Below are 16298 nucleotides of genomic sequence, written 5' to 3' on the forward strand. Positions count from 1 at the left end.
CAACTGATCTGAAACGTCATATCAATACGCCCAGACCAATGCCATCAAAATACCCCAGGCGAGCAGTGAGGCAGCCATAACAGTGTAAGTAACGGACATGGTTAGCACGTCATCCGGGCTGCGGTGGCACAAGGATCTCAGGCCCTGATACACAAGGGTGCACGACAGCACCATAGCAACCATCACCGCCAACACACTCACCATTACCGCCGGCACAAGTAGCGCCAGCGACGACAACCAAAGTGGCAATGGCGCAATCGCTGCAAGCAAATACGCGTCGTTATAGCTGATTTCCAACTTATGGCTTTCAACGACGCTGTGAATCAGCCAGCCCATTACGAAAAAAGTCAGAAGCTCCGCCAAAAACAGGATGGTGGTGATGTGACGCCACTCTTTACCACCAAACCCTGCAATGAAACCGTCACCATAATGCGTGCCGGCGTAGTACAACAGCACCGGCGGCAACAACGACAGAGGAACCACAACTGTCCAGGCAAGCATGGGTATGGAAAGCTGCCTTTCCTGAAGTTCACCCCAGCCCCCATTGCTGGAAAACGGAAGTTTAAGCAAGCTTGAAACGTTCATGTTGAATCTCCTTGCTCTCAGGCGGGCGCATTTGCCACACGGGACAGCTTTTGCAATATTATGATGGCTTTTACTTATTCTTTTTAGGCGCCTTTTGCCCAACCGTCAATAAACCGGGATGACCTTGAGCAACTCAAACAGCATGCGTAAACAGAAACCTCAGGCCTTCTGGCTGTTTTTCCCTGCCGCAAGCCTACTGGCCGCCATTGCAGTTCCGCTCTCTGTTTGGGCAGTCTGGTCAGGCACAGGTTGGCCGGCCGGGTTGCTGGGCTCCGGGCATGGCCATGAATTGATTTTCGGCTTTGCGCTGGCCCTTGTGGCCGGCTACACCCTTGGCCCGCAGCCGGTGTCGATGCTCTACCCGCTTCTGGGGCTGTGGCTAGCTGCGAGGCTGAGTTGGATTCTGGTACCCGAGACGCTTCTGGCACAGCTTCTGGGGCCTGCCTTCGCGTTGCTGCTTGCCTGGCATGTGGTGCCCCGCTTCAACGCCGCAAAAAAATGGCGAAACAAAATGGTCGGGCCCCTCATTTTGCTGATCTGCCTGCTCGCGCTCGTGTTCTGGCTTTCTACTGCCTTGTATTCTCCTCTGGCGGCTTGGCTGCCTGGCCCATTCCCGCTCATGCGCTCCGCCATTGCCGGGCTGCTATTGTTGATGACCTTCATGGGTGGGCGCCTTATTGCACCGGCGGTTGCAGGTACTCTGGAGAAAAAGGGTATACCTCTGGAAGCCCGGGTTCAGCCGCGAATCGAGGGCTTATTAATCTTCATTCTGGGGTGTTCCATTTTTCTTATGGCATTTCCCGCCGCAAACCCGATAACAGGTAGCCTGTTCGTAATAGCGTCAGGATTACTGGCCATTCGCACCTTTCGCTGGAAGCTATGGCTGTGCCCGGAGCGCCCTGATTTGCTGGTGTTGGCTCTGGGCTATTCCTGGCTTGCCATCGGGGCTTTCGTTACAGGATTGGCGCTGATTCAGGGCACCCAACCCGCCGCTGCTTTGCACCTGATTACCATTGGCGCATTGGGCACCCTGTCCGCCAGCGTGATGCTTCGCCTGGCTTGGCAAAGAAGCCATCGCACGCCACCGCCTGCGGGAGAAGTTTTCTCTATTGCGGCACTCATTGCTATCGCCGCAATCAGCCGATTCATTGCTGGCCCCTCGCCGTTTGGCGCACCTATGCTGTTATGGCTATCCGCAAGTTGCTGGGCGCTGGCCTATCTTTGGGTAACAGTCAGGCTTCTGCACCTTGCCAAATACTCTAAAAAGCGCAGGAAATGAATGGCTACCTCTCCTGCGCCATGCTCGAAAACGCCTACCTCCTTGGTGATATCACCAACATATTCCTATATATATCAACTAGTTAAAACAACAACCCTACCCCACACCCCTGACAAAAAATACGACCCTCATCGCTAAAACCTTTTCCTTGACTAATATCATGAATACACGGGCATCTCACTTTGCACAATGGAACCATGACGCCCGGTAACCGCGCCCAATGCGGCACAGGGCAGGGTAACCAAGGGAGTATTGTTATGGCCAAAACCAACGCCGACATCGAACACTGGGATGTCGAAAACGAAGAATTCTGGGAGAAAGAGGGCAAGAGAGTTGCCTCCCGCAACCTGTGGATATCCATTCCCAGCCTGCTCCTGGGTTTTGCGGTATGGCTGATGTGGGGGATGATCACCACCCAGATGAAGAACCTGGGGTTTGATTTCAGCATTGAACAGCTGTTCTCCCTCTCGGCGATTGCTGGATTGTCTGGTGCCACCTTGCGGATACCGGCGTCGTTCATGATCAAAATTGCCGGCGGCCGTAACACCATCTTTCTGACCACAGCCCTGCTGATGATCCCTGCGGCAGGCACCGGCTTTGCGTTGATGAACCCGGACACACCGTTCATCGTCTTCCAGGCACTGGCGCTGTTATCCGGTATTGGTGGCGGTAACTTCGCCTGCTCCATGAGCAACATCAGCTCCTTCTACCCCAAGAGCAAGCAAGGCTATGGTCTGGGCATGAATGCCGGCCTGGGCAACTTCGGCGTTACTACCATGCAGATCCTGATTCCGCTGGTGATGACCGTTGGCATGTTCGGCTTTTTGGCGGGCGGCCCCATGGAGCTGCAAAGCCCAAGTGGTACGCTGATTGGCCGGATTGAAGCCGGCACAGATACCTGGATCCAGAACGCTGGTTTTATCTGGTTGGTTTTCCTGATCCCCTTGGCCTTTGCTGGCTGGTTCGGCATGAACAACCTGAAAGTTGTCACCCCCAACCCGGGCAATCCGGCTTCAGCTTTCGGCAAGATCCTGGGGCTTTATGGCGTGGGGATTCTGACATCTGTTGTAGGCGTCTGGGCTCTGAGCATTATGAACATGTGGCTGGCCCTGCCATTAACCATTGTGTTGACCGTTGTTCTTCTGCGCCTGATTCCTGGTGACATCAAACCCAACATCAAGAACCAGTTTGCTATTTTCAGCAACAAGCACACCTGGTCCATGACTGTGCTGTATATCCTAACCTTCGGCTCGTTCATTGGTTTCTCTGCAGCATTGCCGCTGTCCATTGGCGTTATCTTCGGCAACATGATGGAAGTGGCTGCCGATGGCACTGTTACCCGTGTTGTGAACCCCGATGCGCCCAGCGCACTGACCTGGGCCTGGATGGGGCCATTCGTAGGCGCTCTGATACGCCCGGTAGGTGGCTGGATTTCCGACAAGATGGGCGGATCTATCGTTACCCAAATCATCTCTGTGGTGATGGTTGTGGCGTCGGTAGCCACCGGCTATGTGATGATGCTGGCCTACAACTCCACTGATCCCAACAGCTACTTCGCGCTGTTCCTGATCCTGTTCATTGTGATGTTTGCCGCCAGCGGCATCGGCAACGGCTCTACCTTCCGCAGCATCGGGTATATTTTTGACCAGCAGCAGAAGGGCCCAGTGCTTGGCTGGACCAGCGCCATCGCCGCCTACGGTGCCTTCATCGCGCCCAAGCTACTGGGGCAGCAGATTCAAGCAGGTACTCCGGAAGTGGCTATGTACGGGTTCGCAGTGTTCTATGCGCTGTGCCTGATCGTTAACTGGTGGTTCTATTTGCGCAAGGACGCCTATATCAAGAACCCTTAAAACGCTCAGCTGAACCGCAGACAAACAAAAGCCCGCCGAGGATAATATCCCCGGCGGGCTTTTTAGTATGGTTGAAACGCTTTAGCTATCCAGGGGTATCAGCCTGCGGCTAGCACACCACCTACAACCGCAACGACACCACCCAATGCACGGGTAACACGGTTATCGGCCTTCAACATCAAAGCTCCCAAGCCTCGCCCCATAAAGGTAATTGCCAGAGTAGCCACAACAAAGCCCGCCATATATGCCATCAGGCTGGAGCCTGCGGCCATTTCAGTGCCGTGCGCATAGCCGTGGGTGATCATGAACAGAGCAACCAGAGCGCCCCCGACAACAGTTGGCAGCTTTGCCATGGTGGCAATCAGCACACCGGCCAGGAGAACCGACATGGCAATGCCGGTTTCCACACCCACCAGGCTCACACCACCCCAGGCGATAGCAGCGCCCAGCACCATGCCTCCCACCACAAATATCGGTGTTGCGTTTTTCATGATCCGGTTCTGCCGAACGCTCCAGAAACCAATGGCGGCCATTGCCAGCAAATGGTCAATGCCCAACATCGGGTGCAACAATCCACTGAGAAAACCGTTATGGATGTGGCCAGTCTCACCCGGGTGCGCCACAGCGAGGGTAGCGGTCAGCATCAAACCAACGGTCATCAGCAACTTGGTTATTCTAGTCATAGTACTCTCCGTCTATTCTCTGCGTTTGTTGTCAGGCTTGTGTGCACTCAGGCGGTATCGGTGAGTTTTTCAGGTCGACGTTCGGGCAGCATGCCCTGCTTCAGAATGAAGCTGATAATCTCTTCCAAACCAACACCGTCATACAGATTGGTGAAAACGAAGGGGCGATCGCCACGCATTTTTTTGGAATCCCGCTCCATCACATCCAGCGATGCGTGCACGTATTCAGCGATGTCGATCTTATTGATGATCAGCAAATCCGATTTGGTAATGCCGGGGCCGCCTTTTCGGGGGATCTTGTCGCCAGCCGCAACATCGATAACGTACAGGGTCAAATCCGACAGCTCAGGGCTGAACGTAGCTGCGAGGTTGTCGCCACCAGATTCCACCAACACAAGTTCCAGATTTGGATGGCGCGCATGGAGGTCATCAATGGCCGCCAGGTTCATGGACGCATCCTCACGGATTGCCGTGTGCGGGCAACCCCCTGTTTCCACTCCTAAGATGCGGTCTGCAGGCAGCGCCTCGTGTTTCAGCAGGAAGTCGGCATCTTCCCGGGTGTAGATGTCGTTGGTAACTACCGCTATGTCGTAATGATCTTTCAAAGCACTGCATAACTGTCGCAACAGGGCCGTTTTCCCGGAACCTACCGGCCCACCAACGCCTACTCGTAAACAATGTTTCATTGTTGTTTGTCCCTCTGTGTACTCAAAGCCGTCAGCTTCGGAATAGTCTTGAATATTGGGTTTCATGCTGGGCACTGCCAAGGGCCAGCCCTGGCAGAATGGGGCCCATGTGTTCGTCAGGCAGCGACAGTGCGTTTTCAACCGCAGCCACCAGCTTCGAGCGAAGCTGTTCGTTCAGGCGTTGCGCAGCCGTATGCCCGAGGGGCATGGCCTTACACGCAACTGCGAGCTGGTTTTCAAGCCATCCCCAAACGAAGCCAAGCAAGCTTTGGCGTACCGGCACACCTCGTTGATAGGCGGTCCAGGCAAACACTGTGACGTAATCCGGCTCTTCCGGCAGTTGGTCAGCCTGCGGCTCAAGCTTCAAGCTGGTCAGCAGGCGAAGCAATGCCAGCCCTAACCGGGTTCCTTCGTCACTCAGTTCTGCTGTTTCCCGGCTGGCATGCAACCAATCGTTCCAGTATGCAAGGCCGCGGCTATCACTCTTGGCCCAACAGTTTTGTAGCCTGTACAACACCGGCAGCTCGCACCGGGTCAAGCCATCCTCCAGTACGCCTTCCAACCACTCGCCCAACTCTTCTTCGTTTCGAACCCATCCCATTTCAAAGGCACTTTCCAGGCCTTGCGACCAGGCGAAAGCACCTATCGGTAAAGCCGGGCTGACCAGTTGCATCAATCCGAGCAACGCCAAGTCGCTCGGCACGGTGGGCTGGTTGTCAGTGTGCATGGTTATGCTCTTCATCATGACTATGACCATGGGAGTGCTCACGCCCCGCATGGGCATAAGCACCGGACTCTGGATCAAAGGGGGCCAGATGGTGCTCCAGGCTTGCCCCCAACAGCTTCGCCAGTTCTTCCAGCACGTGATCTGGCGGAAACCTGACCCAATAGCGCCCGTCTGCCTCAACACCCAGGGCAAGCGTTACATGGCGGTTGCCCAGGTGATAGCACAGGCGTGCCAAGGGCAGTCCATTTTCAATATAGGCGGTTGTGACCGACTCATCAGCAGCGCACACACGAACTACCTCGCCACCACTGGAGCGCAACAGATCGCCGTGACGCAGCACAGGGCCACGATCCAGAAACAGCCCAACATCGCGCCCCTTGTCGGTCTTGGCCCGCAACCGACCCCGGATGCGCAGTTCGTATGGCAAGGTCAGAGTGTCGTAGATTTCCCCTTCAGAATTGCCATCCAGCCTTTGTGTTAACTCAAGCATTTTGATGTCCTTACAAACAGTTAAAACAGGTGATAGCGCTGAGCCAGTGGCACTTCTGTGAGGGGTTCACAGGTCAGTAACTCGCCGTCTGCATGAACTTCGTAAGTTTGCGGATCTACCGTCAGTTTTGGGCAGGCGCTATTTAGCTTCATATCGCTCTTGCGCATCTGGCGGACATTTTTAACAGGCACCAGCGGGCTCTTCAGCCCCAGCTTTTCTTCCAGCCCTGTGTTCATTGCCGCCTGGCTTACAAAGGTCATTCGGGTTGCTGCTGCAGCCCTGCCCAAAGCCCCAAACATACGCCGGTAATGCACGGGTTGTGGCGTGGAGATAGCAGCGTTTGGGTCACCCATGGCAGCGCCTGCAATCATGCCGCCCTTGAGGATGATCGATGGTTTAACGCCAAAGAAGGCCGGCTTCCATAACACCAGGTCCGCCAGCTTACCTACTTCCACAGAGCCAACCTCATGGCCAACGCCGTGGGTAATAGCTGGGTTGATGGTGTATTTGGCGATGTAACGCTTCACCCGGAAATTATCAGTGCCGCGTTCCTGATCCTCCGGCAGCAAGCCTCGCTGAACCCGCATTTTGTGGGCGGTTTGCCAGGTGCGACAGACCACCTCACCAATACGTCCCATAGCTTGGGAGTCTGACGAAATCATGGAGATCACGCCGAGGTCATGGAGAATGTCTTCAGCAGCGATGGTTTCACGACGAATACGGGAATCTGCAAAGGCCACGTCTTCCGGAATATTTGGATCCAGGTTGTGGCACTCCATCAACATATCGAGATGCTCATCAACTGTGTTGATGGTGTATGGGCGGGTAGGGTTGGTGGACGATGGCAGCACGTTGGGCAGGCTACAGGCAACGATAATGTCCGGCGCGTGACCACCCCCGGCTCCCTCGGAGTGATAGGTATGGATACAGCGGTCTTTGAATGCGGCCAAAGTATCTTCCACAAACCCCGATTCGTTCAGGCTGTCGGCATGGATGGCGATCTGTATATCGAAGCGATCTGCTACATCCAGCGCGTTGCTGATCGAAGCCGGCGCAGCACCCCAATCCTCGTGGATTTTCAAGCTCATGGCTCCGGCTTTTACCTGCTGCTCCAGCGCTTCTGGCGTACTGGCGCTACCTTTACCGAGAAAACCAATATTGATAGGCAGGTCATCCACCGCCTGCATCATTTTACCCAGGTGCCATGGGCCAGGAGTGTGAGTGGTCGCAACCGAACCCGTTGCCGGCCCGGTACCGCCGCCGATCATGGTGGTGAGGCCGCTCATCAAGGCCTCATCAACCTGCTGCGGGCAAATATAGTGAACGTGGGTGTCCACAGCGCCCGCGGTAAGTATCTGGCCTTCTCCGGCGATGATTTCAGTGCCGGCGCCAATAACAATGTCAATATCCGGCTGAGTGTCGGGGTTACCGGCTTTGCCGATGGCGGCAATGCGCCCGTTTTTCAGCCCCACATCAGCTTTAACTATGCCCCACCAATCAATAACAATCGCGTTGGTGATCACTGTATCCATTACGGCATCATCACAGCGCTGGCTTTGCCCCATACCATCACGAATAACCTTGCCGCCACCGAACATCACTTCTTCGCCGTAATGGGTGTGATCCTTTTCGATTTCGATCCACAGCTCCGTATCACCCAGGCGAATACGGTCGCCGGTCGTAGGGCCGTACATATCTGAATAGGCTTGTCGGGAAATCTTCATGATTTTGCTCCCTCGTTCGTGTTCTTATCCAAGGGGCCCATCACTTCGCCACGGAAACCGTAGATGCGGCGCAAACCCACATAGGGAATCAACGTCACTTCGCGGGTCTGGCCGGGCTCAAAACGAATAGCGGTACCCGCAGCGATAGCCAGCCGGTAGCCGTATGCTTTTTTGCGATCCAGGCGCAGAGCCGGGTTGGTTTCAGCAAAGTGGTAATGGGAGCCGACTTGTATTGGCCGGTCGCCGGTGTTGGCGACGCTCATGGTGATGCTTGCCCGCCCCACGCACAGTTCAATGTCTTCGCTCTTCAACTGATATTCACCAGGAATCATGGCGCACCTCCTCAAACAATGGGGTTATGGACGGTGACCAGCTTGGTGCCGTCGGGAAAGGTTGCTTCTACCTGAACGGACTGAACCATCTCGGCAACGCCTTCCATTACATCGTCACGGGTCAGTATTTCGCGGCCGGCACTCATCATATCTGCCACAGTGCGACCTTCGCGGGCACCTTCCATAATGGCGCAACTGATCAGCGCGACCGATTCCGGGTAGTTTAATTTGAGGCCTTTTTCCTTGCGGCGTTCAGCGAGCAGCCCAGCGGTGAACAACAGCAGTTTGTCTTTATCTCTTGGTGCTAATTCCATTGTTAACTCCGTTGTTATCCAGATCGCTTTTTCTATAGCTCTTGCCATTTGACGGGCAAAAGCGCTGTTCAGCGCCCAAGCGACTGCCTCGGCGTAATGTATAAATCAGGTCAGCCAGATGCGCGGCACAATGGCTTGATGCCCCGTCAGTCGTGGACGAAGAATATCCCGTGCCTGCTGAAACAATTCCCAGGCTTGGTTACGCTCCTTACCCAGGTATCGCAGCAGCAATACATTGCGCCGGAAAGTTACAGCCCAGTGACTGCCCGATGGTAGTTGCTCCCTGAGCATTGAGATGGCGTCAGCCGGTTCACTCAACCCTACGGCCCAGAGTGTGGCATGCACAGTGGCACCGCCCTGCCCCCATTTTCCGGTATAGCGCGGGTGATGAGGGTCTATACATTGACGCTCCAACCACAAAGGGCGGCCATTACGGGTGAGCTGAAAGCGTTGCTCAAGGCGGCCATTTACGAATGGCAGGTCGCTGGCGGGCCGGCCAAGGCCGAGAATTTCCCAGCCAAGGCACTTGGCGCTGCCGTCCAGATCAACATGCAGGGTTTGTTCGCCGCGGGAGCCGTCAAACGCCAGGGTTTCCTGGGGCAACCATTCCAGCGTAGCGCCATCGGCAATTTTGAGATGAGTGTGCTGTGTCCAGGCAACGCCGTTACTGTCAGCTCTGTAGAGTTTGTTGGCAGCAGGTGTGGTTAACAGCGTGTGCGAGTTTGCACCAACAGTGACATCGATATTGAGCGCATCGCCACTGACAACGCCGCCAGGCGGGTGCAACAAATACACGTGGCAGCAGCCGTCGCGGCCTTCTGGGTAGAACGGCCGCTGCACTCGTAGGGGGCCATAATGGCGAGCGGTGCTCATGCGGGTGATGCTGGCATCGCCCTCGACATAGGCGTGGAAGCCCAGAGTTAAAGAGGCTGCCCAATGGCGAGTCACATCGAAACGGTGCCCGGAGTCCGAAATCACCTGATTCTTTCCGGGTGCAGAAAATAGAACAGTCATTCTATCAAACACCTTAATTTAGTGGCCTGGAGTGGACGCTTCTGGGTCGTCGACCACTTTGCCATATGGCAAGGCTTTCAATTTAAGATAGCAGTGCAATCGCCCATGTGCGCGATCAGAGGGAGGCACAACATAAAAAAAGTTCTATGGCAGGCAAGAGATCAATGCGTCGTCTAAGATTAATTTCGGGGGGGGGTGGCAAGACTCAAGCCCACATAAAATGCCATGAAATTGGGGCACTATCGATATGAGCGACAACATCGTTAAAGTTTCAAGAAATACGGAAAATGCACCCAAAAACCTGTCATCGACGCACTCAGTGGCATTTTCTCATTACAATAATATTTCAGCGCAACTACCAATAGACCCCGAAACAGGTACGGTGGTTACGGGTGGGATCAAAAATCAGACAAAGCAGTGCCTTGAGAACATAAAAGCAATTATAGAAAGCATCAATCATGTCATGGACGATGTAGTCAAAATCAATATATTCCTGACAAACATCTCCGATATTGACGCTGTAGAGACAGTGTACGAATCATTCTTCCAGAACTATCTCCCTACACGAACAACCGTCGCGGTTTCAGCTTTGCCTGCGGAAAACGCATTGCTGCAAATAGACGCCCTCATTTCGAATGGCGAAGGCACTCCGCCACAACAGCCATGCGACCTCTTAAAAGCGGCAATAGACACGAAAGCCGCGCCACAAAGCGCGTCCTCAACACAAACCGTCGCGTTTTCTCACTACAACAACATTTCGGCCCAATTACCGATTGATCCCGAATCTGGCGGGTTGGTTACAGGCGGTGTAAAAGCTCAAACCGCGCAATGCTTGAAAAACATCAAAGCAATTCTAGAAAGTATCGACGTTCCTTTTGACGACATTGTCAAAATCAACATATTCCTTAAAAACATATCGGATGTTGATGCAGTAAATGAAGTTTACACAACGTTTTTCCCCGACTCAGCTATAGCAAGAACCGCTGCCTATGTACCGGCACGGACAATAATTTCAGCATCAGGATTGCCGTTGGATGCGTTAGTGCAGATTGATGCGGTTGTATCGCATGGAGACGGTACGCCCCCGCAAGCCGTTGAAGACAGGCACGGAATCGTCATAAGAGCACACAATACGGAGCGGGCACCCCGGAGTTCACTGTCTACACAGACAGTCGCATTTTCACATTACAATCACTTATCCGGCCAACTGCCTCTGGACCCGGACACCGGCAGCATGGTCGCAGGAGGCGCAAAAGAGCAGGCCGGGCAATGTTTGCAAAATATAAAGGCAATTATAGAAAGCACTGATCACGTGATGGACGATATCGTTAAGGTAACGATCCAGGTAAAAAATATTGCAGACATTGGCTCTATAAACGAGGTTTACACAACATTCTTCGAAAGCGATCTTCCTGCCAGAACAACCATTGGCGTTTCAGCTATCCCTGAGGGTGCTTTGGTTCAAATCGATGCCGTTCTTTCGAACGGAGAAGGTACACCACCCAGTCTGTGACGATCACAAAATAAAGCCCGCCGAAATCACTTCCGGCGGGCTTTGTTACTTCAGGATATTGATACTGGCATCACGCCCTGCCAAGTGCTACCTGGCGCTGACGCTCCTCTTCCTCAATCTGCAGATCGACAGAAGACACTTCATACTCTTCCGCAAAGCCGGACTCGGGCTCTTTCAACCACATCAGGCAAAGCACCCAGCTTATGAAGGCTCCGCCAGCAATGATAAAGAAGAACTGGCTAGGGGTAACGAAGGTGAAGATAGTCAGGTAGACAACCGCCCCCACGTTGCCATAAGCACCTGCCATGCCTGATATTTGCCCGGTCAGGCGGCGTTTGATCGACGGGATAATACCGAAGGTTGCACCTTCTGCACCCTGCACAAAGAAGGAAGTGAAGACAGTAATGCCTACGGCGATAATCAGCGGCCAACTGGAGTTGAGCAAGCCCATCAGCGCAAAGCCCACACAAATACCAAACATATAGCTGAGCATCACGAAACGGCGATTACCCATGCGGTCGGAAACCATGCCACCCATGGGGCGGGCCACCAGGTTAACGAAGGCAAAGGAGGCTGCAACCATGCCGGCGGCCGCCGCACTCAAGCTCCAGGTTTCTTCGAAGAACATTGGCAGCATGGAGACCACCGCCAGCTCGGCGCCAAAGTTGGCAAAGTAGGTGCTGTTCAGTGCAGCAACACTGTTGAACGGGTATTTGTCGTCCTCTGGCACACCCTTTTTCAGGATAGGCAGGTTCACCCGCAGGATTTGCACGATCTGGTAGAGCACAATCGCAACGATGACTGCGTAGGCGATCACCGCACCGGTCACACTCAGGTAGCCCATATTCTGGATACGCCATACCAGAATAGCCAGAACGCCGATCAAGGGAATGGTCCACAGGATCAGTTTGATCATGTCGCCCCAGGTACTGACTTCCAGCGCGCTGGCTTTGCGGGGCTTGCGGTGCACGGTTCCCACCGGGCCGTCTGTTACGGCGAACCAGTAGTAAACACCGTAGAGCGCCATCACAATCGCACTCTGGGCAATGGCCCAGCGCCAGCCGTCATCGCCGCCATACATTTGCAGCGCGATGGTAGGCAGAGTCAACGCCGCTGCTGCGGAACCGAAGTTACCCCAGCCTGCGTAGAAGCCCTCGGCAAAGCCAATGTCGCGAGGCTTGAACCACATGGCAGTCATGTGGATACCCACCACAAAGCTGGCACCGATGGAGCTAAGAACCAAACGGCTGACCAGCAGCTGGGTCATGGTGTCGCCAAAGGCGAAGGTGAGTGCCGGAATCGACATCAGAACCATCAGTATGGAGAACACCCGGCGCGGGCCAAAGCGGTCAAGGGCCATGCCCACAATGATTCGTGCGGGGATCGTCAACGCCACGTTACAGATGGCGAACAGGCGTAGATCATCAGCCGTCAACCAGTCGACGCTTTTAAGCATACTGGACGCCAGCGGCGCCATGTTGAACCACACATAAAATGTGATAAAAAACGCTATCCAAGTCAGGTGCAGTGCCTTGATCTCTGGATTCTTGAAACCGAATACGTCTGCAACTCTCATTCTAAGCCTCCGGGGGCTTCCAGTTCAGCGCCAGTGGCTGTCAGTGGCTAGGCAGGATAAGTAGGGGGCATTGCACCCGGCGCGCCAGAAAAGAGCTGACTTTGCCAAATGTCATGTAATCCAGCTCATCCACAAAGTAGGTCAATGAACGAGCAATCAACCCGCCATCCACCTCTTCACTGTGGCGGGCGATAACCAGCATGCCGGGCTTAACTTTGCTCTCTGCGGCATACAGCAACATTTTCCGGGCATCGCCTTCCAGAAGTAGCGTCTCCGAGGTGACGTCCTCTTTCTCGCAAACCTCTTGCGCCTCAAGAAGGTGCCGCTTGAGGTCCATCAACTCTTCCTGAAACATATCTTCATTACTGGCAGTGATGTCTCTGGGGTTTTCCGCCACAGCCACCAAGGTGATCTGCGGGTTCAGCTCGCGAAACATCGTAATCGTCTGAACCAGCGCCAGCTTTGCATTCCTGGAGCCGTCGTAGGCAATCATGATTTTCATAGCAGTCTCCGAAGGCGGCCACACCCCACACGGGCACTCCGCCAATTGATATTGCTCAGCATTAGCCCACATTCCTCAGCGACGCATATTTGATTTAAGTCAAATTCAACGGCGGGTACCCCTACAGAGCAATCGAAGCCCTACCCCCTCTCAGTAATTCCCTGCCGGCACCTACCACCCGCCCACCCTGCTGGAGGTACCCCCAATGCTTTCCCACGGAAAAACCCACTTTTGATATGGTTGCAGAGGCTTTGAAAAAGCCGGTATGTGCAGACAGATAGGGCCGCAGCAATGAACTCGCCAACCAGATCACAACAACATCGCGCACTTGGCCTTTCCACTCTGGCCTTCACCCTGTGCTTCGCCGTTTGGACCATTTTTTCCATCATTGGCATCCGCATAGCGGAAGACCTGGGCCTGTCTGACACACAGCTTGGCTTGCTTATGGCCACCCCTATCCTGACCGGCTCAATCAGCCGGCTGTTCCTGGGAATCTGGACGGATCGATACGGCGGTCGCTGGGTGTTGGGCATACTCATGCTGACCACGGCTACCTGCGTTTACTTGCTCACCTTTGCCACTACTTACCTGATGTTGTTGGTTGGCGCTCTTGGGGTTGGCCTTGCCGGTGGCGCGTTCATTGTGGGTGTAGCCTACACGGCTGCCTGGTTTGAACCCGCCCGACAAGGCACGGCGTTAGGTATCTTTGGTGCAGGCAACGTGGGCTCCGCAGTGACCAACTTTGGTGCACCCTTTTTGTTGGTGGCCTTCGGCTGGGAAACAACGGCCCAGATTTACGCCTCTGTGCTAGCGGTTATGGGCATCGTCTTCATGCTCCTGGCAAAGGAAGACCCTATCTCAGCTGGCCGAAAAAAAGACGAGCAGCAACGCTCGTTTATGGAGCAAATGGAGCCCCTGCGGGATCTGCGCGTATGGCGTTTCGCGCTTTATTACTTCTTCGTATTCGGGGCTTTTGTGGCACTGGCTCTTTGGTTGCCCCATTACCTGATAGGCGTTTACGGCCTCGATATAACAACCGCAGGCATGATTGCGGCGCTGTACACAATTCCTGCATCCCTGTTCCGCATTCTGGGCGGCTGGATGTCAGATCGTTTTGGTGCACGCAGAGTAATGTACTGGACCTTTATCGCATCGGTTATCTGCACCTTCTTGCTGAGTTACCCCCCTACCGATTACGTAGTCCACGGCATTGATCGAGACGTTCGTTTCACACTTGAGATGAACTTGCCCGTATTCATTGTTCTGATCTTCACCCTGGGGTTTTTCATGTCACTGGGTAAAGCAGCAGTCTACAAGCACATCCCCGTTTACTACCCCATGCACGTGGGTGCTGTTGGTGGCGTGGTGGGCATGATAGGCGGGCTGGGTGGGTTCATTCTGCCGCTCACTTTCGGGGTTTTGAACGACGTTACCGGCATTTGGCAGAGCTGCTTTATGCTGATGTTCATCATTGCCGCTGCGGCCCTGGCCTGGATGCATTACGCCATCCGCTCTGCAGAGCGCGTGGAGTGGGCTGCCAACCAGGAGCAAACCGACCTGCCGGAGCTCGCATCTCCTCAGCTGTTCTATCCACTGAATCGCAAGCAGCGCCGCGGCGGCAGCACAGAATCACCGCCGCAGTAAGTTGTTTGGTGCGAGTTTCTTGAAATCTCTGTAACAGTGCTGTTCCAGCGCTGGCCATGCCTTTAGAATCCGCACACTCGATTTCACCTGGAGCAGTAACCCCCATGTCCCTGGAACTTTCTCCTACGGCCGGCTTCAACCAGCTGCACCGTATTGAATCCAGCACGCTCTTTCAGGGCGTAGTGATTGCCATAATCATCCTGTCTGCCCTGACCATAGGCGCGAAAACCTACGACTTGCCCCCACTGGTGGAGCAGTCATTAGGTGTTATGGATGCAGCGATCACTCTGTTTTTCCTGATCGAGATTCTTTTCCGGTTTGCCGCCAGCCCGATTAAGCGGCGCTTCTTCATGGACGGCTGGAACGTTTTCGACACACTGGTGGTGATTGGCAGCCTGATTCCTCTGGATAACTCGGAGGCGGTCTTGCTTGGAAGGTTGTTGAGGGTTTTCCGGGTATTGCGCCTGGTCTCTGTGGTGCCGGAGCTGCGATTCCTGATCAACTCCCTGCTCAAAGCCATCCCGCGGATGGGTTACATCGCGTTGCTGATGTTCATTATTTTTTACATCTATGCCGCCATGGGTTCGATGTTCTTTGCCAAAGTGGATGAGGACCTCTGGGGTGATGTCGCCATTTCCATGCTCACGCTATTCCGTGTGGCCACCTTCGAGGATTGGACAGATGTTATGTATGCAACGATGGAACACTACCCGCTTAGCTGGATTTTCTATCTGACGTTCATTTTCCTCACAGCTTTCGTGTTCCTGAACATGATGATCGGAGCGATTCTGGAGGTGATGAGCGAGGAGCAAAATGCCAAGCAGGCTCAGCAAGCTCACGATGAGCGCGATGAGATTACGCGCCAGTTGCGAGACGTGCAGAGCCAGCTGGCAGAGCTGGTCAGCCTCTCCAAATCAGAACAGAACGGGCTTGGCCATGGCAAGATGGAAGATAGCTGACACCTGGACTAAAGCCAGAACAGCCGCCACAACACGAACCGGGCGTGACACGGTAACTTTCAGGGCGAATAGTCCGGCGGCGATGTAGCCTAGCAACAGTGTAATTTTCGCCAGAATCCAGCCTTGTTCAAGCGGGTTCCAGCCACCCACAAACAGCAGGCTGATGGCCGCAACCAGCAGCACTGTGTCGTTAGCATGGGGTATCCAGCGCAGCGGGGTCATGCGCCAGCCGGGCCGGCCCACGGCATCCATCAGCAATCTCAGTGTGAACAGGACTACGGTGAGGTAGGCTGTCGTCATGTGAAGGTGCTTCAGTATCATGTATGAGTTCATAAACCATTCCATTGTGAATCAAAACGATAGAGACATTGTACGCATAGATACCACCAACCGGGTATGTTAATTCTGCGCTCAGCCGTT

At 54.3% G+C, this 16298-nt stretch carries 17 protein-coding genes; 5 read left to right on the plus strand and 12 right to left on the minus strand.

Annotated elements, in window-relative coordinates; all coding sequences use genetic code 11:
• Positions 1-21: 21 nt before the first annotated feature.
• On the minus strand, positions 22-585 hold the full coding sequence (locus tag Q0824_RS07795; protein ID WP_298449061.1) for a YIP1 family protein: 564 nt from the start codon (positions 583-585) through the stop codon (positions 22-24).
• A gap of 142 nt (positions 586-727) precedes the next feature.
• Between Q0824_RS07795 and Q0824_RS07800 the strand changes: the two genes are divergently transcribed.
• Positions 728-1864 carry an NnrS family protein gene (locus tag Q0824_RS07800; RefSeq protein ID WP_298449063.1) on the plus strand — a complete coding sequence of 379 codons (1137 nt, stop codon included), beginning with the start codon at positions 728-730 and terminating at the stop codon, positions 1862-1864.
• A 257-nt stretch (positions 1865-2121) separates the two neighbouring features.
• Complete coding sequence (locus Q0824_RS07805) at positions 2122-3714, plus strand: MFS transporter (RefSeq protein ID WP_298449064.1); 1593 nt, start codon at positions 2122-2124, stop codon at positions 3712-3714.
• Positions 3715-3812: 98 nt separating this feature from the next.
• Here Q0824_RS07805 and Q0824_RS07810 read toward each other — a convergent pair whose 3' ends face one another.
• The 8 genes from Q0824_RS07810 to Q0824_RS07845 form a co-directional block, all read right to left on the minus strand.
• Positions 3813-4397 (minus strand): HupE/UreJ family protein, encoded by a 585-nt coding sequence (locus Q0824_RS07810; protein WP_298449066.1) that lies wholly within the window; start codon positions 4395-4397, stop codon positions 3813-3815.
• Positions 4398-4444: 47 nt separating this feature from the next.
• On the minus strand, positions 4445-5083 hold the full coding sequence (gene ureG, locus Q0824_RS07815; protein ID WP_298449569.1) for an urease accessory protein UreG: 639 nt from the start codon (positions 5081-5083) through the stop codon (positions 4445-4447).
• A 31-nt stretch (positions 5084-5114) separates the two neighbouring features.
• Entirely contained in the window at positions 5115-5810 is a 696-nt protein-coding gene (locus tag Q0824_RS07820; protein WP_298449068.1) for an urease accessory UreF family protein, read from the minus strand.
• Positions 5800-6300 (minus strand): urease accessory protein UreE, encoded by a 501-nt coding sequence (gene ureE, locus Q0824_RS07825; protein ID WP_298449069.1) that lies wholly within the window; start codon positions 6298-6300, stop codon positions 5800-5802. The genes Q0824_RS07820 and ureE overlap by 11 nt, the downstream gene beginning before the upstream one ends.
• 20 nt (positions 6301-6320) lie before the next feature.
• Positions 6321-8024 (minus strand): urease subunit alpha, encoded by a 1704-nt coding sequence (gene ureC, locus Q0824_RS07830; protein ID WP_298449071.1) that lies wholly within the window; start codon positions 8022-8024, stop codon positions 6321-6323.
• On the minus strand, positions 8021-8356 hold the full coding sequence (locus Q0824_RS07835; RefSeq protein WP_298449073.1) for an urease subunit beta: 336 nt from the start codon (positions 8354-8356) through the stop codon (positions 8021-8023). Before Q0824_RS07835 ends, ureC begins: the two co-directional genes overlap by 4 nt.
• A gap of 11 nt (positions 8357-8367) precedes the next feature.
• Positions 8368-8670 (minus strand): urease subunit gamma, encoded by a 303-nt coding sequence (ureA, locus tag Q0824_RS07840; protein ID WP_100638258.1) that lies wholly within the window; start codon positions 8668-8670, stop codon positions 8368-8370.
• Positions 8671-8775: 105 nt separating this feature from the next.
• Positions 8776-9684, minus strand: a complete 909-nt coding sequence (locus tag Q0824_RS07845) for an urease accessory protein UreD (RefSeq protein ID WP_298449076.1) — start codon at positions 9682-9684, stop codon at positions 8776-8778.
• 247 nt (positions 9685-9931) lie between these two features.
• On the opposite strand from Q0824_RS07845, the gene Q0824_RS07850 reads away from it, so the two are divergent.
• On the plus strand, positions 9932-11197 hold the full coding sequence (locus tag Q0824_RS07850) for a RidA family protein (protein WP_298449078.1): 1266 nt from the start codon (positions 9932-9934) through the stop codon (positions 11195-11197).
• A 70-nt stretch (positions 11198-11267) separates the two neighbouring features.
• On the opposite strand, the gene Q0824_RS07855 is transcribed toward Q0824_RS07850, so the two are convergent.
• Positions 11268-12773, minus strand: a complete 1506-nt coding sequence (locus Q0824_RS07855; RefSeq protein ID WP_298449080.1) for an MFS transporter — start codon at positions 12771-12773, stop codon at positions 11268-11270.
• Positions 12774-12813: 40 nt separating this feature from the next.
• The gene (locus Q0824_RS07860) at positions 12814-13275 is read right to left on the minus strand and encodes a universal stress protein (protein ID WP_298449082.1); all 462 of its coding nucleotides are present in this window, start codon (positions 13273-13275) and stop codon (positions 12814-12816) included.
• A 291-nt stretch (positions 13276-13566) separates the two neighbouring features.
• Here Q0824_RS07860 and Q0824_RS07865 point away from each other — a divergent pair, with 291 nt between their 5' ends.
• On the plus strand, positions 13567-14919 hold the full coding sequence (locus Q0824_RS07865) for a nitrate/nitrite transporter (protein WP_298449084.1): 1353 nt from the start codon (positions 13567-13569) through the stop codon (positions 14917-14919).
• Positions 14920-15023: 104 nt separating this feature from the next.
• Entirely contained in the window at positions 15024-15878 is an 855-nt protein-coding gene (locus Q0824_RS07870) for an ion transporter (protein WP_298449086.1), read from the plus strand.
• On the opposite strand, the gene Q0824_RS07875 is transcribed toward Q0824_RS07870, so the two are convergent.
• A complete protein-coding gene (locus Q0824_RS07875; protein ID WP_298449088.1) occupies positions 15834-16211 on the minus strand; it encodes a SirB2 family protein in 378 nt (125 codons plus the stop codon). The two genes, Q0824_RS07870 and Q0824_RS07875, sit on opposite strands and share 45 nt — an antisense overlap.
• Between the last annotated feature and the right edge of the window lie 87 nt (positions 16212-16298).

Source organism: uncultured Marinobacter sp. (assembly GCF_947488835.1).
In the GTDB taxonomy this organism is placed as follows: Bacteria; Pseudomonadota; Gammaproteobacteria; order Pseudomonadales; family Oleiphilaceae; genus Marinobacter.